Source organism: Rheinheimera lutimaris, from assembly GCF_013283795.1.
GTDB lineage: Bacteria > Pseudomonadota > Gammaproteobacteria > Enterobacterales > Alteromonadaceae > Alishewanella > Alishewanella lutimaris.
The window spans coordinates 15,117-38,185 of record NZ_JABSOD010000010.1 but is presented as its reverse complement, the minus strand read 5'-3'; the positions used below and the strand labels follow the sequence as shown (position 1 = coordinate 38,185).

Here is a 23,069-nt window from a genome sequence, read left to right as displayed (position 1 = left end):
CAGAGCCCGGCGTGCATTAACTGCTTAAAACGCTGCGCTGTCGCCGCTGTCTTGCAAGGTACAGACGCCGTCTTTTAACGTCACTGTCGGTTTGGGCACCACGGCACAGTCTGACATTAAACCCAAACGTTCGTTTTCGGCTTTGGCCGCCGCATTATATTGGCCGATTTTAGCCATAATTTCGCCTTCATTGCCGTCTTTAACCGACACGGCAATATAACGTGCCGGCCCACCGCAGGGTTTACTGCCAAAACCAACCACGCGACACTGCGCCACATTATCTGCCCGCGCCTCGCCAATCAGCGCCATAACATCAGCGTGCATTGCTTTTAAATCTACCTGCTGTGCCATTTGCTGTTTCCTCGCTTTTACCGCAGCTGCCGGGTTTGATGCCGGATCTATCGGTTCAATTAAAGGCTTAGGTGGCATACGTTCAGCCGTGTCAGCACTACCTGCCTGACCTTGCTGACATCCTGCCAACCCCAGCGTTACCATGATAACTATCAAACTCTTACTGTACATATGCAGCCTCCGCTTTTGCAGTTCAGCCTGGCAGAGCCTGCCTGAATTGGCAATGAATTGTTAAGCTTAAATTAACCTTTGCCGCTGTTTATTGCCGTACTCAGCCGGCAATGCCCATATGCCGCAATAAGGCTTCATTTGATGGCTCACGGCCACGAAAGCCTTTAAAAAGCTCCATTGGCTCGGCACTGCCGCCACGCTCTAAAATCCAGCGTAAAAAATCGCGCCCGGTGTCGGCATTAAAAATACCTTCTTCTTCAAAGCGGCCAAAGGCATCGGCCGATAATACTTCAGCCCACAGGTAGCTGTAATAACCGGCGGCATAACCGCCGGCAAAAATATGGCCAAAACCATGCTGAAACCGGTTAAACCGCGGCGGAATAATTACTGACACTTCGCTGCGCACCTCATCCAGCATTTGCTGTACGCGGCCACCCAGCGCCGGGTCGTACTCGGCATGCAGGCGGAAATCAAACAGGGCAAACTCGAGCTGGCGTACTAAAAACATCGCCGACTGGAAGTTTTTCGCCGCCAGCATTTTATCCAGCAAATCCTGCGGCAAGGGCTCGCCGGTTTCATAGTGGCCGGAGATAATCGCCAGTGCCTCTGCCTGCCAGCACCAGTTTTCCAAAAACTGACTGGGCAGCTCTACCGCATCCCAGGCTACGCCGTTAATGCCGGCCACTGCCGCCGCATCCACCTTGGTCAGCATATGGTGGATACCATGACCAAACTCATGGAATAAGGTAACCACTTCATCATGGGTAAACAACGCCGGCTTGCCGCCCACCGGTTTATTAAAGTTACAGGTTAAATAGGCGACCGGCGTTTGCACACTGCCATCGGCTAAAATACGCCGGCCCTGACAGTCATCCATCCAGGCACCGCCGCGCTTTTTCGCCCGCGCATATAAATCCAGGTAAAAGCTACCGCGTAGCTCGCCCTGTGCACCAAATATATCGTAAAACTTAACGTCACTGTGCCATACGTCTACACCGTCACGTTGCTTAACCGTCACGCCAAACAGTTTGTGCAGTACGCTGAACAAACCGACAACCACTTTATGCTCAGGGAAATACGGCCGTAGCTGCTCGTCAGAAATGGCATATTTGGCTTGTTTCAGCTTTTCGGCGTAATAGGTTACATCCCAGGCTGCAAGCTCGTTCACAGCGTATTCGCTTTTGGCAAAAGCGCTGAGCTCGGCTAAGTCCTGCTCGGCCTGCGGCTTGGCGCGGCGGGCTAAATCGTGCAGAAAATCCAGCACCTGCGCCGGGCTTTGTGCCATCTTGGTAGCCAGTGACTCTTCGGCGGCGTTGTTAAAGTCCAACAATTGCGCCAGCTCGTGTTTCAGCGCCAGAGTTTCTTCAATAATGGCGCTGTTATCAAACTTACCGGCTGTCGGGCCCTGATCCGACGCCCGCGTGCAATACGCGCTGTACAACTCTTCACGCAGTTCACGGTTATCGGCGTAAGTCATCACTGCGATATAGCTGGGGAATTCCAGTGTGAACACCCAACCACTCAGTTCACGACTTGTGGCTTCTTCAGCCGCGGCCAGTTTGGCGTCATCCGGCAAGCCGGCTAAGTCGGCTTCATTGGTAATATGCTTAAACCAGGCCTGAGTAGCGTCCAGGGTGTTATTGGAGAACTGCGAGCCTAAATCCGATAGCCGGCTTTGAATTTCGCCATAGCGCTGCTTTTTCTCTGCCGACAAGCCAATGCCCGACAGCTTAAAATCACGCAATGCGTTTTGAATCACTTTTTGCTGCGCCGCGCTTAAGCCGGCGTACTGTGAGCTTTGTGCCAGTTGTTGGTACTTTTGATACAAGCCTTCATGCTGGCCCAGCCAGGTGCTGAAATCCGACAATAACGGCAGGCAACTCTCGTACGCCTCACGCAGTTCCGGGGTATTAACCACCGAGTTCATATGCGACACCGGTGACCACAACTTACCCAAGCGGTCACCATCTTGCTCCGGCTGCGCTATCAGGCTGTCCCAGCTTACATCAGCGGCCGCTACCGCCCGCTCTACCGCTGCACGGGCCTGAGCGATGGCATGTTCTACTGCAGGTTTTACCTGCTCTGGTGTAATGTGCGAAAACGGCGGTAACGCCGGAAAAGATAATAAAACATTGCTGCTGGCTGACATAACATACCTTTGGTCAGAATAAGAATAGGTTTAATGTTGGGGCTAAGCGTGCTGTTGTCAATGCCAAAACCGGCGCAACTGTCTGTATTAGCAGTGTCGGCAGTATTGGCAGCTGAAATAAAGCCTGGCTATACTCTTTGCCGGTTTTATTAATCAAAGGAATGAACTTATATGAGCATGTTACAAAAAACTACCATCGCCACCCTGCTGCTGGCCAGCCTGAACCTTGCCGCCAGCGATAGCGAAATAAACGACGCCATAAACGCCGCCACAAAACACTATAAAGCCGGTGAGTTATCACAGGCCATAGCACAGTTAGATTATGCCGGCACATTAATGCGCCAGCAAAAAGGTGAGCAGGTTAAGCAAGCGTTTCCGCCGCCGCCGGCCGGCTGGCAAGCAGAAGATGCTGACAGCGAGGTTGCCGCCGCAGCCATGTTTGGTGGCGGGATCAGCGCATCACGCAACTATTACAACGACGCGCACCGTATTGAAATGCAACTGATGATGGACTCGCCGATGCTGCAGGCTTTTTCAATGATGTTAAGTAACCCGTCGATGATTGCGATGTCCGGCGGCAAGCTTACCAAAATTCAGGGCATTCAGGCGGTGCAGAAGCTCGACGGTGACAGCCTGGAATTACAGTTTATGACACCAGGCGGCGCCATGATCACCTTAAACGGTGACAAAGCGGCGCAAAGTACCATGTTGCAACTGGCCAACGCCATTGATCTGAAAAAGCTGTAACTGTCGGCTTACCCTTGCGACCGGCAATGCCCGGCTGCAGGGGGTTGTAAAATGCAGCCGGCACCCTTATAACCGCAGTACACTCTGATTCGCGGAATTCTTTGATGTCTCGTCATTTTAACTATCTTGCTATCGGCGCCGGCAGCGGCGGTATCGCCGGCGCTAACCGCGCCGCTCAGCGTGGTGCCACAGCTGCGGTAATTGAAGCCAACGCTGTAGGCGGCACCTGTGTCAATGTTGGCTGCGTGCCAAAAAAAGTGATGTGGTACGGCGCCCATATTGCCGAGGCATTAAAATACAGCACAGATTATGGCTTTAACGTTACGCAAAACAGCTTTAGCTGGGCCACTTTAGTGCAAAACCGCGAAGCTTACATCCAACGCATTCATAACAGTTATCACAAGGGTTTTGACAATAACGGCGTCACCTACATCGAAGGCTTTGCCCGCTTTGTCGATGCCCATACCGTTGAAGTAAACGGCGAGCGTATCACCGCCGACCATATTACTGTCGCCGTCGGCGGCCGCCCTACCAGGCCGGATATTCCGGGCAGCGAGCACGGCATCGACTCCGACGGCTTTTTTGCCTTAACAGCACAGCCGAAAAAAGCGCTGGTAATCGGCGCCGGCTACATTGCTGTGGAAATTGCCGGTGTGCTGCATGCTCTGGGCACAGATACGCACCTGCTGGTACGTAAAGACCGGCCGTTGCGCAACTTTGACAGCGACATTACCGACATGCTGCTTGAGCGCATGGCACAGGATAAACTGAATTTACACAGCCAAAGTAATGTTATTAAGGTAGAAAAAGTCAGTGACGGCAGCTTAAGCGTACACTGCGATAACGGTACAGTGTTTACTGGTGTCGACTGCCTGATCTGGGCCATCGGCCGCGAGCCGGCTACTGATAAACTTAACCTGCCGGCCGCAGGCGTGGCCACCGATAAAGACGGCTATATACGCACCGACAAATACCAGAATACCAACGTCAACGGCATTTATGCGGTAGGCGATATTACCGGCGAAGCCCAGCTGACGCCGGTCGCGGTGAAAGCCGCCCGCCTGTTAGCCGAGCGCTTGTTTAACCCGGCACTGAGCGACGCGCATATGGACTACTCGCTTATTCCCACTGTGGTATTCAGCCACCCGCCCATTGGTACTATCGGCTTAACTGAAGCCGAAGCCCGGCAGCAATTTGGCGATGACAACGTTAAGATATACCGTTCAAACTTTGCTGCTATGTATAACGCCATAACCAGCCACAGGGCACTTAGCCGCTTTAAGCTGGTGTGCGCAGGCAAAGATGAAAAAGTCGTTGGTTTGCACGGTATCGGTGAGGGCATGGACGAAGTGCTGCAGGGCTTTGCTGTCGCGATAAAAATGGGCGCCACCAAGGCTGATTTTGATGCCACTGTTGCGCTGCACCCAACCAGCGCCGAAGAGTTTGTTACCCTGCGCTGATGCCGGCATTACAAACGGATACAGCGCAAGCAAACTTACTGCCATTAGTATTGGCCGGCCCGCTGCTGCGCGCCGTCACGCCAGACAGCTTTACGCTGTGGCTGGCCACCAGTAAACCGGTACAGTTGCAGCTAAGCCTGCTGCCGGATCAGGGCGAAACCCGGCAGTTTACTGCGCTGCAAATGCAGCAGTACACCCAAAGCGTGCGCTGTGCCGGCAAACTGTTTTTGCAGCTGATCCATATTCCGCTGCAACAGGCCCTGCCCACCGGCTGCTGGATTGGTTATGACTTACAGCTGGCGGATAAATCTGCCGGCCCGCAGCCTGACTGGCTGGGCTGGCAACAATGGGCGCCGGATATAGTCTATGCCGGGCGCAACACCCCGGGCTTTGTTATTCAGACCAAACTAACGCGGTTATTACATGGCTCCTGCCGCAAGCCGCACTTCCCCGCCGATGATGGCCTGTTGGCAGCCGATTTATACCTGCAACAACACGCGCCAGAGCACTGGCCGGCGCTGTTATTACACAGTGGCGATCAAATTTACGCCGATGATGTCGCCGCCCCCATGCTGCGCGCTATTCACCGGCTTATTAACCAGCTGGATTTCAGCGATGAAGACTTACCCTGCTCTATAGTGAGTCAGTCTGCCGAATTGCACAGCAGCAACCCGTACTATTACCACCGCGATACGCTACTGCCCAAATCTGACGCCAGCCAGGCAATGCTAACCCAGGTATTTAAAGGCGTTAAAAAACCGGTATTTACCGCCGACAATGCCCGTAATCATTTAATCAGCCTGGCCGAGATGCTGGGTATGTATTTGCTGGTCTGGTCTCCCGCGCCCTGGCTTACGGACGCTACTGCGCTGAGCGACGAGCTAATGGCCGGGCTCACTGAAGAGCAGCGGCAAACATACCAACGGCATGAGCAAACTATTCAACAGTTTGCCGCTGGTCTTGGCAAAGTAAGGCGGGTATTGGCGCACTTGCCGGGCGCCATGATCTTTGACGATCATGACGTAACCGATGACTGGAATTTAACAGCAGAATGGGAGCAAACCGCCTATGAGCATGATTTCTCCCGTCGCATCATCGGCAATGCCTTAATCAGCTATCTGTTGTGTCAGGGCTGGGGCAATACGCCACAACGCTTTAGTCCGGATTTACTGCACCAGGCACAGCTGGCGCTGGCCAATAGTGGTTCAACCCAGCATCAGCAACTGATCACAGCTTTATTGCGTTTTAACCATTGGCATTATCAATGGCCAACCGAGCCACCGCTGCTGGTACTGGACACCCGCACCCGGCGCTGGCGCTCTGAGGTGAATATTGGCAAACCTTCAGGCCTGCTCGATTGGGAAGCTATTACCGAACTGCAGCAAGATCTTATCGGGCATGATGCAGTGGTGCTGGTATCACCGGCACCGGTGTTCGGCGTAAAATTAATTGAAGGTATCCAAAAGCTGTTTACCTTTGTGGGTAAACCACTGTTAGTCGATGCAGAAAACTGGATGGCGCACCGCGGCACGGCCTATGCGCTGATGAACTTATTCCGCCACCCGAAAACACCAAAGCACTTTGTTATCTTGTCCGGCGATGTACATTATTCATTTGTCTATGAAGTAAATCTGCGTGGCCGGCAAGGCGGGCCGGATATCTGGCAAATTACCAGCAGTGGCCTGAAAAATCAGTTCCCCACCCGGTTGCTGGATGTACTGGACCGGCTAAACCGTTGGCTGTACTCACCACGTTCACCCTTAAACTGGTTTACCAAGCGCCGGCGCATGAAAATAGTGCCGCACAAACCCGACAACGCCAAAGCCGGCGAGCGCTTGCTGAATCAATCCGGCATCGGCCTGGTAGAACTGAACCCTGACGGCTCACCCAAGCGCGCAGTACAACTCACCGTTACCGGCAAACATATTGCCTTTAATATCAGCGAAGGCGATGCGCGCTGGGAGTAGCTGCACGGAATTTGTACAATAGAAAGTTTCTCTCATTTTTAATGTACTGCTGTCATCTCGACTACGACACGATGGGTCACAAAAGAAGATAATTGTGTAACAGCTGCACAATCTGGTTTAAATAGCGCAACGTTAAAACCGTTACCGACTGAACTGCGATAGCACACTCCATCAAAACCACAATTTTTTATGAACTCACACAAAAATTGACTTGGTACGTAATCATAAGCAGCCGAGTGTCGCAGAACTGGCCTTGTTAATTCTTCACCTAGTTTAACTAACACTTCCACAGCATTACGCAGCTCTGAAATGTCTTCTAACTCAAACGGAGAAATAGTCTTTCTTGGATCTCGAAGGTCGACTAACTTAAGCTGACTAGGTATGGATAATTTAGCTATAGTCATCAAATCGCCAGTATGAGGTCTTAACTCTGAGGCTGCAGTTTCTTCATCAGAAGCGATATATAAGTACGGTATACCGGCAGGATTTGCACGGCCATGAGAAGCCAGTTTTGCTGGCGGAGCGAGCATCTGCTCAGGAGGAAATGGAGCTGTATCTATTTGAATCCTTGACCGAAACCAATCCCGCGATAAATTATCTACTTCAATTTCTAACAATGAAATTAGCTTTTTTATGGTATTGAAATCAAACTGGCTAGACAGAAAAAAACGATTAGTGTGTTTTAATTCTTCTTTAAGCTGATACCAACCTTGAACTGAAGAAAAGCTAGTCAAACTTTTTATCGGGGCAAACCGCCTCCTGACTATATCTCCATCGTCTAATATTTCAGCCAACAATCGAGAAGCGTTTGCAATATCCATTCTAGGATTAGAAAAAAGCCCCCAATCTGACTTAAACCACTCAACTAGCAGCTTTCCAGAATCATCAGGAAAGTAAGCGTCACTTAATATTTCAAACTTTGATTTTAGTGCTTCGGGATGAATTAAGTTTTGATCTGTTGCTCCGCAGAAATAACAGCATCCAGTATTCCCTGAGTGCTCCCACTCAATGCGTATAGTCCTATCATCAAAACATTCCGGACAACAAAGCATAACTATCCTTAGTTATTTTTTATAAAGTCGGCTATCAACTCAATGTGGTGCTGCATCGAAAGCTTTTTAACGTACCCAAGCCCGGGGAAGTGTCCTCGACCTCTAAGTTGCATAAACTCACTAATTGCTGCGCTCTGAAATAGTAAACGAGGACTCTTTTCAAGTTCATAAAATAACTTATCAAGGGCCTCTTGGAATTTTCCCGCTGGATCTGTTGGAGTGTCATAGCGCACAGATTTGAAATGGTGGACATGCATTTCATTGTCCCTTGATGGGTCAATAAATGTTATGTGAATAGCAACAGAATACGCTGGACCACCTGATTCCGAAAATTCCTCACCAACAATCAGAAAATCACCAAACCCTTGCATTCCTTCGTCAGTGTAAGTGATATGTATATCGGAAAAAAACTCAACATCAGGATGTAGCCTGTTAGCCTGACGCTTTTTAAAACCATCCCTTAGTAAAACTCGTTTAAATTCTGAGAAGTGCTTCCGATAAAGCTTGCCACAGAATTGTTCTAAGAAGATGTGTTCAGAATCATATGCTTGTTCAGCAATTAGACCCAGCAAACCTTTGGCCTCCGAAAACCCAGCGTGGATAAACGCGATACGCCTGTTTCTATGCGAGTTACAGATTTCTGCGATTTCTGCCAGAGTTGTCTCCTCTGACAGATAAATCCCAGCTAGTAACTTATCGTAATCTGAGAAGTCGTTGGTAAGCAGAGTATGAATAGCGGAACTATCATCTGAGTGATCACCATTTGGAGGATTAACAATTAATACAATCTCACCATTGGCCTCTTTTACCGATTCGAGCGTACGTTTTAAGCCACTTAAAGCTTCTTTCACCGGCTCAACAATCGGAGTAAAACCAGATTGAGCTAACAAGTCCGCATTTTCTCTTATTGTAATTAAGTCATATTGCTTGCCGCGGAAATAGGGATAATACATTGATATGTTAAGTCCATTTAAGTGCTTCAGTTATCGGCGTATCAATCGCATTAACCAGCCTTGCGTGATCCATCCGGCGAATTGGCGTTGTCAAAATAGCAGTATGTAACGCACTGGGCGTTTTTGCTATCAAATCTGACAATGGTTTCAAACTTCGCGTACTCTTCAAAACCGTAATCATGCTGCTATGAACGTCTGTGGAACTCAAAACTGAAAACATACTCTTTAAAGCACCATACATCTGAGTGTTTGGTACATCAGGAACGTCAATACCAAGTAACTGAAGAATTTTTACAGATTCATTAATCCTGATTGATTCAAAAACAACCAAGGGTTCTACCCTTTCAACATTCTCTTCAGCTTCTCTGATTGTCGATATCTTAAAGCGCTGATTCAATACCATTATGCCAACATCCTCTGGCAGCAAGTTCTGTACGGCATCAAGGTGATTTTGTCCGACAACTACATTTACCCTGGCGAAGAACTTGCGGTATTCGTCGACCTGAGACATCAACCGAATCAGCGAATCACGTTCCGATTTTATTTCGTATACAGTCGATGTGCCGTTCAGAATAGCAACATCTGCTTTGCATTTTCCTACCCGAAACTCGGTGAGCATTGCCGCCGAATTTAAATTATGTACGCCTAGCAAAACCTTCTGGGTTATCGCAGCTTTATAAGAATATTCATTTCTGAACTTTTCTTTCTTTAGAATTTTGAAAGCAGACTCATAAACATCCCGAACAGAAGCTGATTTATCCAAAAAATCAGCTAAAGACGATTCTTTTGCTAAACGAGAAAACAGCCCGGAACGGCCTTTAACCGCAAGCTCCTGTAGAACTGAAGAAGCAAACAGTCTGGAGGCTGCTGCAATGTGCTGTGTATCTAACGAATTAAACATATCCTACCATCATCAGGTCATCCTCACCTGCAGCGCTACTTTGCTGAATAGGTAAATTGTAACACAGTAAAACTGCTAACCCAGCCAACTACGAAGTTAAGACTATATGGCCTCGTACAGCAAATAGCCAATGGATTTATCCTGAAATTGCAGGGTTAATCCGATGTGTTGAAATTACTCCATAACTACTAGCTGCCGACTGCAATATGCATAAAGTTTAGAGAACTGCAGAGTTTGGATACTCAGCTATTTATCAGCAACCAGCTGCAGCCGAAACTGCAGCCCGGGCTGCATTCTGTGGGCTGATAACACCCAGCCATGCGCCAGCGCAATTTCGCGGCAAATGGTCAGCCCCAACCCGGCGCCGCTATCGCGGCGTGCTTCTGCGCGCCAGAAGCGGTTAAACAACTGTGGTAACTGCGCTTCACTTACCCCGGTGCCCTGGTCGCGCACGCTGATATTGTCGGCGAACACATCTACCGCCACAGTGCTATCTGCCGGCGCATGCTGAATGGCATTTTCCAGCAGGTTTTTCAGCAGGGTAAATAAAGCGCCTTTATCGGCCGGCAGTATCAGGCTGGCTATATGCCGCTCCAGCCGCAATGTCACTTGTTGGTTATCTGCCATACGCTGTAAATAGGCGACAACCTCTGCCGCAATCTCAGTGACGTCGAGCGTTATAAACCGGTAGTTCTGCTGCTCACTGGCCTCTGCCAGCAGCAATAACTGCTGCACCTGGCGCGACATATAACGCACATCATGCAGCAGCCAGTTGCGCTGCTCTGTTGATGGCATCAGCTCCAGTTGGGCGCTGATTAACGCCAACGGGGTTTTTAACTCGTGTGCAGCAGTGGCCAGAAATTCCTGCTGTACACGGTAACCATGTTCTACGCGGTCAAGCACAGTGTTGAAACTCTTTACCAAAGGCACTATTTCAGCAGGAATATCGTCATCTTTTAATCTGGCTTGCAAAGAGCGCGGCGATATTAACGCCGCCGACTCAGATAGCTGCCGCAGTGGCTTAAGGGTATGTCGGAGGGTAAAATGCGCACAGGCGCCAAAGATAACAAACAGCACTAAAGATAATAAAATCAGCCCGTCTTCAATAAAACGTAAGGCAAAAGTATGGTGTGCGAAAAACATAAACCGCCTGCTGACGGCGACCTGAATAAACCATACCCGCTCATCATGCACCCTCATTCCATTGGCAGCGTCCATCATAATGCCATTTTGGATAAACTCGAACGGGCCCGCTTTTATTGGCTGCTTAAGATCCACCGCAGACCAGAATTCGGGGCCGGCAGTGGATGAAAGTGCAACTTTTCCGGATTGGTCCACCACCCGAAACGCTATCTCGCTGTACAAACTTTCGAATAGCCAGAGATATTCTTCATCTGCAATACGAACCGGCACGCCTGCAGCATTAAATTGCAGCGATTCGGCTAATTCGCCGGAAAAATCGTTGATATCGTTTTCTGACAATATGTTTTTTTGAAATCCCAAGGCAACCAGCAAAACCAATGCAATAAGGCTGACACTCAGCACCATGCCGACAATAAAAGCCAGCAGCACTTTGACACTAATACTATTTAGCTGGTCCGCTAGCTTTAAGCGCATAGCCTATCCCTCTTATATTAACTATCCGCAGCTGCGAGCCAATGGCCTGTAATTTTCGCCGGATGCGGTGCAATGCCACATCCAGCGCGTTGGGGGTTACTGCCTCACTAAAACCCCAGCCAGCAGCTTCAAGCGCACTGTGGCGCACCGATTCATTGCATCTGCGCACCAGTAACAGCATAATTTGCAGCTCTGCCGGCGCCAGGATCTCGCTTTTACCGCCGCAACACATCAGGCTGTCTGCCGGGCGCAGGGTTAAATCGCCGCACTGCGGATCCAGCGCACGCACCTCTGCAGGGCGGCGCAGCAACGCCCGCACCCGCGCCACCATTTCTTCCATGGCAAAAGGTTTGGCCAAATAGTCATCGGCACCGGCATCCAGGCCTTCAACCCGATCATTCAGTGCGGTGCGCGCCGTCAGTACCAAACAGGGAACCGTATTGTCACTATCGCGTAACCGGCGCAACAGCGACAGGCCATCGCCATCCGGTACGCCGCGGTCAATTACCAGCGCCTGATAAGGCACCTGTTGCAGTGCTTCCCAAGCGTGATCAATACGGCTGAACACGTCAGCAACAATACCGGCGGGTGCCAGCCCCTCACATATCAGCCGGGCTAAGCGCTCGTGATCTTCAAGTAACAGGATACGGTTCATCAGAAGCGGTAGCTATAACCGAGAAAGACACGATTCTCAGTGGAGCGGTCAACCAAAGGGCTGTCTTTTATTTCTGCCGCTAAGCGGGTCAGGCTGACATCCAGAAAAATAATATGTCGTTGCTTAAACATATAGCCGACACGTGCACCTGTCTCAATGTTCATTCCTGCTTCCCCCTGATAAAACGCCCGCTCTGCGGTCACTTCATTGCTACGTACACCATAGTAGTAATCTATATGTTTTTTGTCCTGCCAGCTTAAGGCTATACGGGGTGTAAACATATAGTGCTGAGCAAAATGCCAGGTTTTCTCTATCGTAAGATTAACTTCGCTGCCCTCACTGTCGCCGGACACTTCAGTAACATATTCAGCGCTGATATCGGCAATACTGTTTTGCCATTCTGCTTTAAAGCCGGCGCGGAAACCACCATCTCTGTCTGCCATACCATTAAGGATTGGCGCATCACTTTGTTTGTAATCGGTAAAATCGTATTTGCCGATAATACTGAAATTCACGTTATTCGACTCACTGAACTGATAACCCGGCAATTTAACCGCCAGCTCAGGCCCTCTCAATCGGATGTAACGGTTTTCATAACTCAGTATCGGCAACAGCCTATTGTCACGATCAATACCGGCATAGGCTTTCTGGCTACTGATTACCGCCACGCCCAAACCCCATGACGACGTATCATCATCCGGCTGCTGCGCCGCAACAGTGAGAGGTAATCCAGCAAGCAGCATAAATGCTGCCAGCGAGCGTGTTGCTGTCGCTTCAATAAAAGGCAGGGTTGAGATATACGAGCGCATAGAGCAGTTCCTTTCAAATGATATTGATGTAAAAGAACTGCCATCATCCATCGCCTGACTTACCTAAAACTTACCAACACATTTTTTTGCTGTTTTTGCCTCAGTAAGTTTGCGGAAAGGCAATTTAACCGACAGTAGCACTGATGCAAGGTAGAATTAAGGAAGCAGAAAATGAAGAGGTCTCACCAGGTTGTATTACTTGCCACAGTATTTGTGGTGGCCGTTACCACCGCCATAATCATCGCCGCAGACAGCACTGACGCAGCAGCAGATAACACTGCAGTTGCAGCAGCCAGGCCTACGCTTAGCGTTAGCCTCACCAGGCCGCAAAGAGTCGTGCTACCTCTGACGCTGTCGGCCAGTGGCAATATCAGCGCCTGGCAGGAAGCCAGCATTGGCAATGAAACCAATGGTTTAAGGCTTGACCAGGTGCTGGTGAATGTCGGTGACATCGTCAAAGCTGGCCAGCTGCTGGCCAGCTTTGACGCTGACACGGTGCGCTCTGAGCTGGCGCAAAGCCAGGCTGCAGTAGCTGAAGCTGAGGCCTTACTGACCGAAGCAACAGACGACGTAAAACGCGCTGCAGAGCTGCAAGCCAGCGGTGCCCTGTCGGCACGACAAATTCAGCAATACAGTACGGCGGAAAAAACCGCACGGGCCCGGCTTAACTCAGCCCAAGCCAGCCTGCACAGCCAACACTTACGCCTTGAGCAAACCCGGGTGCTGGCACCGGACAACGGCATTATTTCCGCCAGAGACGCGACCGTTGGCGCCGTGCTGCCGCCAGGCCAGCAGCTGTTCCGGCTGATCAGGGGCGGCCGGTTGGAATGGCGGGCTGAGGTGTCAGCCCAAGATCTGCCCAAGCTGCAACCGGGCCAGGTTGTTTACGTTACGCCGGTCGGTGGTGAAACCATTATCGGTTCGTTGCGAATGGTCGCGCCGGTGGTGGACACCCAAAGCCGCAATGCCTTGGTTTATGTCGACTTGCCTTTGGACAACAGTCTCCGTGCCGGTAGTTTTGCCCGTGGCCGGTTTGAACTTGGCACAACAAAAGTACTGACTCTACCGCAAACTGCCGTACTGCTGCGCGATGGCTTTAGCTATGTGATGCAGGTTGGCGAGGATGGCAAAGTCAGACAAATCAAAGTCAGCACCGGACGGCGCACTGCGGATTTGGTAGAAATCAGCGGCGGTATAACAGCAGCTGACCAGGTGGTGCTAACGGGCGGCGCTTTTCTTGGCGATGGTGATTTAGTGCAGATTGTGCCGCCCCAACAAGGTGCTCAGCCTTCGGCAACAACAGCCAAACCAGCCGGGACGCCAGCAGCTTTGGCTGTTCAGTCAGACGACGTGATGTAAGCAGGATTATAAAATGAATTTGAATATCTCTACCTGGGCCATACGCAACCCTACACCGGCTATCTTGCTGTTTATTCTGCTGACTTTTGCCGGAATTATTAGTTTTCGCGCCATGAAAGTGCAGGATCTGCCTGATCTGGATTTACCCACAGTTACCGTAGCAGTCGAATTGCCGGGTGCTTCGCCCTCGCAGCTTGAAACCGATGTGGTACGCAAAATAGAAAGTTCACTTGCCACAGTGCAAGGCGTTAAACACATTTACAGCAATCTGACCGATGGCGAAGCCAGCATTTCGGTTGAGTTTCGTCTGGAGCGCCCGATACAACAAGCCGTTGATGATGTGCGTGATGCCGTGTCGCGCATCCGGGCTGATCTGCCGGCAGACTTGCGCGATCCGGTAATAAAAAAAGAAGAATTGTCCGGCTCACCTATTCTGACTTACAGCCTCAGCTCAGCCCAAATGGATAATGAAGCCTTGTCGTGGTGTGTCGATAACGATATCAGCAAAACATTGCTGGCCGTTAAAGGTGTGGGTGCTATTAGCAGAGTGGGTGGCGTTAACCGTGAAATACACGTTGAATTGGATTTTGCCGCCCTGCTGGCATTTAATACTACTGCCGCCGATATCTCCCGCCAGCTACGGCTGGTGCAGCAGGAAGCCGCCGGTGGCCGCGCCCACTTTGGCGGCATGGAACAATCAGTAAGAACCCTTGCTACCGTACAATCGGCAGAAGAATTTGCCGCTATGGACATCACCTTAACCGATGGCCGGCATATCCGGTTGGATCAGATAGCCAGCGTTTCAGACACTGTGGCAGAGCAACGTTCTGCCGCTTTTCTGAACGGCGAGCCGGTGGTGGGTTTTGAGATAACCCGCGCTATCGGTTATGGCGAGCTTGAAGTGGCTGCGGGGGTAAGGGCAGCTCTGCAACAGCTGCAAGTACAGCAGCCGGATATCAGCATAACCGAAGTATTTAACCTGATTGATCCGGTAGCAGAAAATTATGCCGGTTCCATGCAGCTATTGTATGAAGGCGCCTTGCTGGCAGTGTTAGTGGTGTTTCTGTTTCTGCGCGACTGGCGGGCTACTTTTATCTCCGCGGTGGCACTGCCACTGTCGATCATTCCCACCTTTTTAGTGATCCATCTGATGGGCTTTTCGCTTAATACCGTTACGCTGCTGTCGCTTTCGCTGGTGATTGGTGTGCTGGTAGATGATGCTATCGTTGAAATAGAAAACATCGAGCGCCACCTGCTGATGGGTAAAACGCCGTTTCAGGCGGCCATGGAGGCCGCCGATGAAATTGGCCTGGCAGTAGTTGCCACCACCTTTACCTTGATAGCGGTATTCCTGCCCACCGCTTTTATGAGCGGCGTAATCGGCAAGTTCTTTGTGCAGTTTGGCTGGACAGCAGCCATAGCGGTGCTGTTCTCCTTGCTGGTAGCCCGGCTGCTTACGCCAATGATGGCCGCCTACCTGCTGCGCGCACCTGTGCAGAAGCATAAGCTTAAAGCCGAACCCGGCTGGATCCGCTACTACCTTAATCTGGTGACCTGGTGTTTACAGCACAAAAGTATAACGCTGAGTGCTGCCACCATATTCTTTGTTGGCGGCATTATGCTGGCAATGACTCTGCCAGGCGCCTTTATGCCGGCAAACGACGATCAACAAACCCAGGTTACGCTTACACTGCAGCCGGGTACTAAGCTGCAGGACACAGTGGCACTGGCCGAACAGGCACGCCACCTGGTGCAACAACATCAGCATGTAAAGCAAGTTTATACCGCTATCGGTAGTGGCAACTCCGGTGCATCAGATGACGGCGGCAGCGCGGCAGCCAGTGTGCGCTCGGCGGTACTTACGCTAACTCTAAGCCACCGCAATCAGCGCGCCGGTTTTGCCAAACAACAAATTGAACAGCAATTACGCGACACCTTAAGCACCCTGCCCGGCGCCAGAATTAAAGTGGGTATGGGTGACAGCGAAAACTACCGTTTGGTGCTGGCCGGCGAAGACAGCCGTATATTGCAACAACATGCGCTGCAGGTTGAGCGCGAGTTACGGGCAATTCCGGGCATAGGTGCCGTTACCTCCAGCGCCAGCCTGGTGCGGCCGGAGCTATTGATCAAGCCGGATTTTTCCCGTGCCGCCGACCTTGGCGTTACCTCGTCTGCCATTGCTGATACGCTGCGGGTTGCCACTGCCGGCGACTATGATCAGGACCTGGCAAAACTGAATCTGAGTGAACGCCAGGTGCCGGTAGTGGTGCGATTGAGCGATATCGCCCGCGAAGATTTTGACACCTTTAAACGCCTGCCGGTGCCGGGTGCGCGCGGCCCGGTCGCGCTGGAAAATGTCGCCAGCTTGGAAATAAGCAGCGGCCCGGCAGAAATCGCCCGCTTTGACCGGATGCGCAATATCAACTTCGACGTAGAGCTGAATAACCTGCCACTGGGTTTGGTTGAACAGGCCGTGATGGCACTGCCCGGGCTGCAGTCTCTGCCGCCCGGCGTGTCGCAAACTACCCTGGGCGATGCTGAAATGATGGGCGAGCTGGCCAGCGGCTTCGCTATCGCAATGTTAACCGGGGTGTTTTGTATTTATATGGTGTTGGTACTGCTGCTAAAAGACTTTGTTCAGCCGCTCACCATTCTTGCCGCGCTGATTCTCTCCGTACCGGGCGCCTTTTTGGCACTGTTTTTAACCAACTCTGCGCTGTCGTTGCCGGCGATGATTGGCTTAATTATGCTAATGGGCATCGCCACCAAAAACTCTATTCTGCTGATTGATTACATCATTATTGCCAGGCGTGAGCACCGGCTAAACCGTTGGGAGGCCACTATCGATGCCTGTCGCAAACGGGCAAGGCCTATCGTCATGACCACGCTTGCCATGGGCGCCGGCATGCTGCCTATCGCCTTAGGTATGGGTGGCGACCCGAGCTTTCGCGCGCCGATGGCGATAGTGGTAATTGGTGGCCTTATCACCTCAACCTTTCTCAGCCTGCTGGTAATTCCGGTGGTGTACCTCGTTGTAGATGATGCCGTGCAGTGGCTGAAACCGCGCTTACGCCGCTTTTCACCACTTAACCACTAAGGCTGCAGCATGAACGGGGCTGATCGCGTTGTATCAGCCCAGTAGCGCTTACGGCTGTACCTGCGGTATCTTTGTTTCAGTTCTTACAACATCTTTGCCCCATGTTGACTAAGCTAATGTTCAGCTGCAACCGTAAACAGGATTAGAAGAAATGGCGTTTATCAATGAGTTACTGAACGGCGACTTTATGCCGCATGGGCATTGTTTACTATGGCGTACCGATTTACTGCTACTGCATGTGGGTGGCGATACACTGACATTTATCGCCTATATGTTGATCCCGCTGGCCCTGATAAAGCTGGTCAGAGCCAGGGATGACCTGCGTTTTGACTGGATATTTCTGCTGTTTGCCGGTTTTATTTTCTTCTGCGGCGCCACGCATATTCTCGGCATTATCAATGTCTGGCATGGCTATTATTATATTCACGGCATTATTAAGTCGATGACCGGCATTATCTCTATGCTGACAGCGATACTACTGTGGTACTTGCTGCCGCAGGCGATAAGTTTGCCCGGTAAACATGCTATGGAGGCTAAAATCGTCGAGCTTATGCGGGCAGAGCATGAACTGGCAGCATCAAACCAGCGGCTGGAAGCTGAGGTACAAAAACGCACAGCGCAACTGGAGAAAATGGCCACCACGGATGAGCTGACAGAGCTTTTTAACCGGCGCGAAATTATGCGACTGCTCGGGCTGGAAATTGCCCGCGCAGAGCGCCAGGGTTCTGCACTGAGTATTATGATGCTGGATTTAGACCACTTTAAAGCGGTAAACGATAATTTTGGCCATCAGGCCGGCGATCGCGCCTTAAAAAGCGCCGCCGAAAACTTTAAACAACAACTGAGAATAACCGATTTTATCGGCCGTATCGGTGGCGAGGAGTTTCTGGTTATTTTACCCGACACCGATATAAACAGCGCTTACGCTCTTGCTGAGCGCGTTCGCCTGGCGTTGGAACAGCAAACCACCGAAAACCCTTCAATACCAAGCTGCACCGCCAGCTTAGGGGTGGCCCAATGTCTCAGCACTGACGATTTGCACAGCCTGATCCAGCGTGCCGATGAAGCCCTGTATCAGGCAAAATCCAATGGCCGCAATTGTGTGTATCAGGCACCGGACTGAAGCCGCTGCAACCGCAGTTAAATACCGTGCCGTAAAGCAAGATTATCATTTGCCGGGCTGCAGCTTTATCCGCAGCAGATAACTACTGGCAGTAATATACAGCCAGCTATTGTCAGCGCTTAATGCCACATTTGCCGCTGCCACACCGGTCTGAATAGTGCCCAGATGCTCTCCCTGTGGCGATATTACCCAAACGCCACCCGGCCCGGTGGCAAGCAATATGCCGGATGGCAGTACTTTTAAGCCATCGGGTAAACCGCTGGCGGTTTTGGTCGCCGCTGTGGCATCAAAAAACAACTCACCTTTAGCCAAACTACCATCATTGTTAACGGCATAACGCCACCATTGAGCCGCGGCAGGGTCTGAGTTGGCGACATATAGCCATTGCTCGTCCGGTGAAAACGCCAGACCATTGGGCCGGGTTAAGTTGTCAGCCAATAGCGTGACCATGCCATCTGAGGCAATCCGGTATACGCCATTTACGCTTTGCTGTTTTTGCGCGGAATCGTCACCGCCCTTTAAACCGTATGGTGGATCAGTAAAATAATAAGCACCGCTGTTATGCTGCACCACATCATTCGGGCTGTTTAACAGCTTGCCCTGATAATGGCTGGCCAATGTCTGATAACGCGGTAATTTGCCGGAGGCGTCCTGCAACACTGCCAGACGCCGATCACCGTGCTGTGCCAGTACCAGCTTATTATCGGCATTAAACATCAGGCCGTTGGCGCCTTCCTGCAGATTATTCTGTGGGTACAGCCCGGTATAACCGGACGGCTGAAGATACACCGTTAAGCCTTGTTGTTCATTCCAGCGATAGACTTTATTTTCCGGCACATCAGAAAACAGTATATCGCCGCTACCAGGCTCAGCTACCGGCCCTTCGGCCCAGCGAAAGCCATCTGCCAGTTGCTCCAGACTGGCATCTGTCGACACCACTTGCTGCATTGCAGTGTCAACTGCTGACACCGGCTGTGCCGGCCAGGGCGGGTTAGCAGCCACGGCCGGGGTAACCAATAAACACAGTATAAAAGCTGATAAACGCATAAAAGTCTGCCAGAACAGGAAAAGTACTTACAGGCTAACATTAGTACCCGTTTGAATAAATACGCAATTTCGCTACGGCGCTTATGTTTCTTGCTGTAACCAGATCTGTTATGCCAAAAGCTGCGCTTGCTCTTCCGTGCGCAGAGTCAGCACCTCAACGCCGCTGTCGGTTACCGCAATGGTGTGCTCCCACTGTGCCGACAATTTTTTATCGCGGGTGACCACTGTCCAGCCGTCTTTTTTGGTTTTCACTTTGGCACTGCCCTGGTTCAGCATCGGCTCTATGGTAAACACCATACCGGGTTTAAGCAGCATACCGCTGCCGGCAGCGCCGTAATGCAGTACCTGTGGCTCTTCATGCATTTCGCGGCCAATGCCGTGGCCGCAGTACTCCCGTACCACACTGTAGCCTTTGCTGCGGGCAAACTGCTCAATAGCAAAGCCGATATCACCCAGCCGGGCACCGGGTTTTACGGCCTGAATGCCCAACCACAGCGCACGGTAGCAATCATCAACTAACTGCCGCGCTGCAAAGCTAAGCTCACCTATGCTATACATTTTGCTGGAGTCTGCGATAAAGCCATGTTTTTCCAGAGTAATATCAACATTTACAATATCGCCCTGTTTCAGCAGTTGCGTAGCGGATGGCACGCCGTGGCACACCACATCATTAACCGAGGTATTTAACACATAAGCAAAACCGTACTGACCTTTGCTGGCCGGCCGTGCCTGCAGCTCATCGATTATATAGCGCTCGGCCAAATCGTTAATTTGTAAGGTCGACATACCGGCAACTATTTTATCGTCCAGCATAGCAAACACCTGCGCTAATAAACGCCCGGCTTCACGCTGCAGCGCAAGCTCCGCGCTGGTTTTAAGCTGAACGCCGCTCATCGCTGCCTCCGGCCAGTTTAAATTCTGCCTGCTGCAGCAGCATCTGTACCAACTGCTGATAAGTGTGTGTGGGGTGTAACTCGGCCAACATGCCCATTTTCAGCCAGAATTCGGCCTGGGCATTAATAGAGCGCGACATAGCGCCACTGGCTTTACGAATTTCTTCATGTAGTTCATCGGCAATTTTAACGATACCCAAGCTGATACTCCGCTGCTGCAACATTGCAATATACGAATTATATATAAAACGTATATTTTGGTAAAGTTGTAGCTGCAATTACAGTTGCACTGCGACGGTTATTTTCGCAAAGTAGCAGCTGCGGTCTAAAAAGCGGATTTAATATGCCAATAGCGTCAGAGCTACGCACCCTGTTAGTCGGTTATGGTTATGCCGGCCAAACTTTTCACACACCGTTATTGCTGGCAACCAAGGGTATTAAGCTGAGCCATGTTGCTTCATCGCAAACCGCGAAGGTTAAACAACAGCTGGGCGCCGATGTTACTGTGCTGGCTGACTACAGCGCTGCGGTGCAACTGGCAGATATTGATTTAGTCGTGATCGCCAGCCCGAACGACAGCCATGCCCCGCTGGCAGAGTTGGCATTGCGCGCCGGTAAGCATGTAGTGATCGATAAACCCTTTGCGCTGACCTTTAACGAAGCTAAAGCGTTAACGGCGCTGGCAACAGAGCAAAAATTACTGCTATCGGTATTTCATAACCGCCGCTTTGATGCCGATTTTCTTGCCCTGCAGCAGTTGTTACGTAGTGGGCGATTGGGCCAGGTGGCGCATTTAGAATCACGCTTTGACCGCTTCCGGCCACAGGTGCGGCCGCGTTGGCGCGAACAAGCCGGGCCGGGCGCCGGTTTATGGTTTGATTTAGGCCCGCACCTGCTGGACCAAAGCCTGGTGTTATTTGGCCTGCCACACAGCATTACCGCCAGCTTAAAAATACTGCGTCCGGATGCCACAGCAACAGACTGGTTTTCGGTGCTGCTGGATTACGGCCACTTTGGCGTCACCCTGGGCGCGTCTATGTTGGCTGCCGCGCCATCGGCGCGCTTTACGCTGCAGGCACAACATGGCAGCTGGCAAAAGTTTGGTTTAGATATTCAGGAAGAGCAGTTAAAACAAGGCTTAACACCTGCCGATACCGGCTGGGGCATTGAGCCGCAACCCGGCTTACTGTACCAACACGAGCAAGTAACGCCCTATAGCCCGGCAATGGGCTGTTATCAGCATTATTATGCCGCCATCGTTTCGGCTATAAATGGCAAAGGCGCAAACCCGGTACCACCGCAGCAATCCTGCAGCGTAATGCAACTGCTTGAGCTGGCTGAGCATTCAGCAACGATAGGTAAAACATTGCCGGTCATGGCTACTTATTGAATTGCAGATACCGATTCAACTACCCGCTGTGCACCGTGTTCAATATCGTCGATGATCGCCGACAACTGGTTAATTTTATCGCTGTTTTGTTTACTTAAACCGTCGATGGAATTAATGGCCTGCAGCACATTTTGCGTCACTTCAAGGTTTCTGCTGACAACACTGGAGATATCGCTGGTTGCCTGGCTGGTTCTGGATGCCAGTTGCCTGACCTCATCAGCTACCACGGCAAAACCGCGGCCTGCTTCGCCGGCTCTGGCGGCTTCAATCGCAGCATTTAATGCCAGCAGATTAGTTTGCTCTGCTACGCTGCGGATGATGCTCACCATATTGGCAATTTCATTCGCTTGTTCGTTCAGACTTTGGATCACGCTATCGGTTTGCAGCACGGTGGCGGAAATTTCTGCCGCCAGCGCAGTAGACGAGGCAATATGCAATTTGCCCTGCTCTGCCACATTAAAAGTTTCTGTCGCGGTTTCATGGGCTATGCGTGCAGCTTCGCGGGTTTTCTCAGCCTGTACAACCCGGTTGGTGATCAACGTAGCAAACTTAATAACCTTGTGTACTTTGCCATGCGCGTCCAATATCGGGTTGTAGGTTGCCTCCAGCCATACTTCATTGCCGCGGGCATCAACCCGTTTAAACTTACCGGAACTGACTTTGCCCTGCGCCAGTTTACTCCAGAAGTCAGGGTTATTCCGGTAGAAGCTGTCATCACAAAAAATCCGGTGATGTTTATGTTGAATTTTCTCCAGTGTATAGCCCATAGACTGCAGAAAATTTTTATTGGCGTTGACAATAGTGCCGTCTGGTGTAAATTCAATCACCGCCATTGCTTGATCTATCGAGGCATAAATCGCTTTTTGCTCGTCAGCAGCCAGTGTTTGCCGGGTCACATCGTAAGCGATTTTCATCACTGAGCACACTTTGCCACTATCGTCCCGCACCGGGAAATAGGTGGCCTCCAGCCATATTTTCTTTGCGCCGTTGGTTTTACGCAAAAAGGTACCCTGTTTAGCCTCGCCACGGCTTAAAGACTGCCAAAATGCCCGGTATTCACCACTGTTGGCATAAGCGCTTTCACAAAACATCGAATGATGCTGCCCTTTGATCTGCTCAAGCGGATAACCCACAACATTAAGAAACAATGGATTAGCATCCTGAATAACGCCGTCGGCGCTAAATTCGACCAGAGCAACACTATTGCGTACGGCAGCGATTACTGCGGTTTTATATGCCAAATCCGTTTTTGCAGACAACAACTGAACTTTTAACTGTTTGTTAAACATGATTTTCCCGATTTAAGCAGCGTGTTCTGATACAAACCA

At 50.9% G+C, this 23,069-nt stretch carries 19 protein-coding genes; 7 read left to right on the top strand and 12 right to left on the bottom strand.

Going from position 1 to position 23,069, the window contains the following annotated elements; translation table 11 throughout:
* Positions 1-24: 24 nt before the first annotated feature.
* Positions 25-522 carry a hypothetical protein gene (locus HRH59_RS11500; RefSeq protein WP_173501411.1) on the bottom strand — a complete coding sequence of 166 codons (498 nt, stop codon included), beginning with the start codon at positions 520-522 and terminating at the stop codon, positions 25-27.
* Positions 523-622: 100 nt separating this feature from the next.
* Positions 623-2,671 (bottom strand): oligopeptidase A, encoded by a 2,049-nt coding sequence (gene prlC / locus HRH59_RS11495; RefSeq protein ID WP_173501410.1) that lies wholly within the window; start codon positions 2,669-2,671, stop codon positions 623-625.
* A 171-nt stretch (positions 2,672-2,842) separates the two neighbouring features.
* On the opposite strand from prlC, the gene HRH59_RS11490 reads away from it, so the two are divergent.
* The 3 genes from HRH59_RS11490 to HRH59_RS11480 all read left to right on the top strand — a co-directional run bounded on the left by HRH59_RS11490 (position 2,843) and on the right by HRH59_RS11480 (position 6,845).
* Positions 2,843-3,418 carry a hypothetical protein gene (locus tag HRH59_RS11490; protein ID WP_173501409.1) on the top strand — a complete coding sequence of 192 codons (576 nt, stop codon included), beginning with the start codon at positions 2,843-2,845 and terminating at the stop codon, positions 3,416-3,418.
* Positions 3,419-3,522: 104 nt separating this feature from the next.
* Complete coding sequence (gene gorA, locus HRH59_RS11485) at positions 3,523-4,878, top strand: glutathione-disulfide reductase (RefSeq protein WP_173501408.1); 1,356 nt, start codon at positions 3,523-3,525, stop codon at positions 4,876-4,878.
* The gene (locus HRH59_RS11480; RefSeq protein ID WP_173501407.1) at positions 4,878-6,845 is read left to right on the top strand and encodes an alkaline phosphatase D family protein; all 1,968 of its coding nucleotides are present in this window, start codon (positions 4,878-4,880) and stop codon (positions 6,843-6,845) included. Before gorA ends, HRH59_RS11480 begins: the two co-directional genes overlap by 1 nt.
* A gap of 38 nt (positions 6,846-6,883) precedes the next feature.
* Here HRH59_RS11480 and HRH59_RS11475 read toward each other — a convergent pair whose 3' ends face one another.
* The 6 genes from HRH59_RS11475 to HRH59_RS11450 all read right to left on the bottom strand — a co-directional run bounded on the left by HRH59_RS11475 (position 6,884) and on the right by HRH59_RS11450 (position 12,832).
* The gene (locus tag HRH59_RS11475) at positions 6,884-7,897 is read right to left on the bottom strand and encodes an RES family NAD+ phosphorylase (protein ID WP_178089552.1); all 1,014 of its coding nucleotides are present in this window, start codon (positions 7,895-7,897) and stop codon (positions 6,884-6,886) included.
* 8 nt (positions 7,898-7,905) lie between these two features.
* Positions 7,906-8,850, bottom strand: coding sequence for a sce7725 family protein (locus tag HRH59_RS11470; protein WP_173501406.1), 945 nt, complete (start codon positions 8,848-8,850; stop codon positions 7,906-7,908).
* A 7-nt stretch (positions 8,851-8,857) separates the two neighbouring features.
* The gene (locus HRH59_RS11465) at positions 8,858-9,751 is read right to left on the bottom strand and encodes a sce7726 family protein (protein WP_173501405.1); all 894 of its coding nucleotides are present in this window, start codon (positions 9,749-9,751) and stop codon (positions 8,858-8,860) included.
* Positions 9,752-9,997: 246 nt separating this feature from the next.
* Positions 9,998-11,368 carry an ATP-binding protein gene (locus HRH59_RS11460; protein ID WP_173501404.1) on the bottom strand — a complete coding sequence of 457 codons (1,371 nt, stop codon included), beginning with the start codon at positions 11,366-11,368 and terminating at the stop codon, positions 9,998-10,000.
* Positions 11,337-12,023 (bottom strand): response regulator transcription factor, encoded by a 687-nt coding sequence (locus HRH59_RS11455; protein WP_173501403.1) that lies wholly within the window; start codon positions 12,021-12,023, stop codon positions 11,337-11,339. Before HRH59_RS11455 ends, HRH59_RS11460 begins: the two co-directional genes overlap by 32 nt.
* Entirely contained in the window at positions 12,023-12,832 is an 810-nt protein-coding gene (locus tag HRH59_RS11450; protein WP_173501402.1) for a MipA/OmpV family protein, read from the bottom strand. The genes HRH59_RS11455 and HRH59_RS11450 overlap by 1 nt, the downstream gene beginning before the upstream one ends.
* A gap of 171 nt (positions 12,833-13,003) precedes the next feature.
* On the opposite strand from HRH59_RS11450, the gene HRH59_RS11445 reads away from it, so the two are divergent.
* The 3 genes from HRH59_RS11445 (at position 13,004) to HRH59_RS11435 (ending at position 18,411) form a co-directional block, all read left to right on the top strand.
* Entirely contained in the window at positions 13,004-14,191 is a 1,188-nt protein-coding gene (locus HRH59_RS11445) for an efflux RND transporter periplasmic adaptor subunit (RefSeq protein WP_173501401.1), read from the top strand.
* A 13-nt stretch (positions 14,192-14,204) separates the two neighbouring features.
* Positions 14,205-17,288 (top strand): efflux RND transporter permease subunit, encoded by a 3,084-nt coding sequence (locus HRH59_RS11440; RefSeq protein ID WP_173501400.1) that lies wholly within the window; start codon positions 14,205-14,207, stop codon positions 17,286-17,288.
* A gap of 151 nt (positions 17,289-17,439) precedes the next feature.
* Positions 17,440-18,411 (top strand): GGDEF domain-containing protein, encoded by a 972-nt coding sequence (locus tag HRH59_RS11435; protein ID WP_173501399.1) that lies wholly within the window; start codon positions 17,440-17,442, stop codon positions 18,409-18,411.
* A gap of 45 nt (positions 18,412-18,456) precedes the next feature.
* Here the strand turns inward: HRH59_RS11435 and HRH59_RS11430 are convergent, their stop codons facing one another.
* From HRH59_RS11430 to HRH59_RS11420, 3 genes are all read right to left on the bottom strand, one after another.
* Positions 18,457-19,458 (bottom strand): SMP-30/gluconolactonase/LRE family protein, encoded by a 1,002-nt coding sequence (locus HRH59_RS11430; RefSeq protein WP_173501398.1) that lies wholly within the window; start codon positions 19,456-19,458, stop codon positions 18,457-18,459.
* 108 nt (positions 19,459-19,566) lie between these two features.
* Positions 19,567-20,352 (bottom strand): type I methionyl aminopeptidase, encoded by a 786-nt coding sequence (map, locus tag HRH59_RS11425; protein ID WP_173501397.1) that lies wholly within the window; start codon positions 20,350-20,352, stop codon positions 19,567-19,569.
* Positions 20,333-20,575, bottom strand: coding sequence for a ParD-like family protein (locus tag HRH59_RS11420; RefSeq protein ID WP_456239049.1), 243 nt, complete (start codon positions 20,573-20,575; stop codon positions 20,333-20,335). The genes map and HRH59_RS11420 overlap by 20 nt, the downstream gene beginning before the upstream one ends.
* Before the next feature lie 119 nt (positions 20,576-20,694).
* On the opposite strand from HRH59_RS11420, the gene HRH59_RS11415 reads away from it, so the two are divergent.
* A complete protein-coding gene (locus HRH59_RS11415) occupies positions 20,695-21,741 on the top strand; it encodes an oxidoreductase (protein WP_173501396.1) in 1,047 nt (348 codons plus the stop codon).
* Here HRH59_RS11415 and HRH59_RS19465 read toward each other — a convergent pair.
* On the bottom strand, positions 21,735-23,030 hold the full coding sequence (locus HRH59_RS19465) for a methyl-accepting chemotaxis protein (RefSeq protein WP_173501395.1): 1,296 nt from the start codon (positions 23,028-23,030) through the stop codon (positions 21,735-21,737). The genes HRH59_RS11415 and HRH59_RS19465 overlap by 7 nt on opposite strands.
* Between the last annotated feature and the right edge of the window lie 39 nt (positions 23,031-23,069).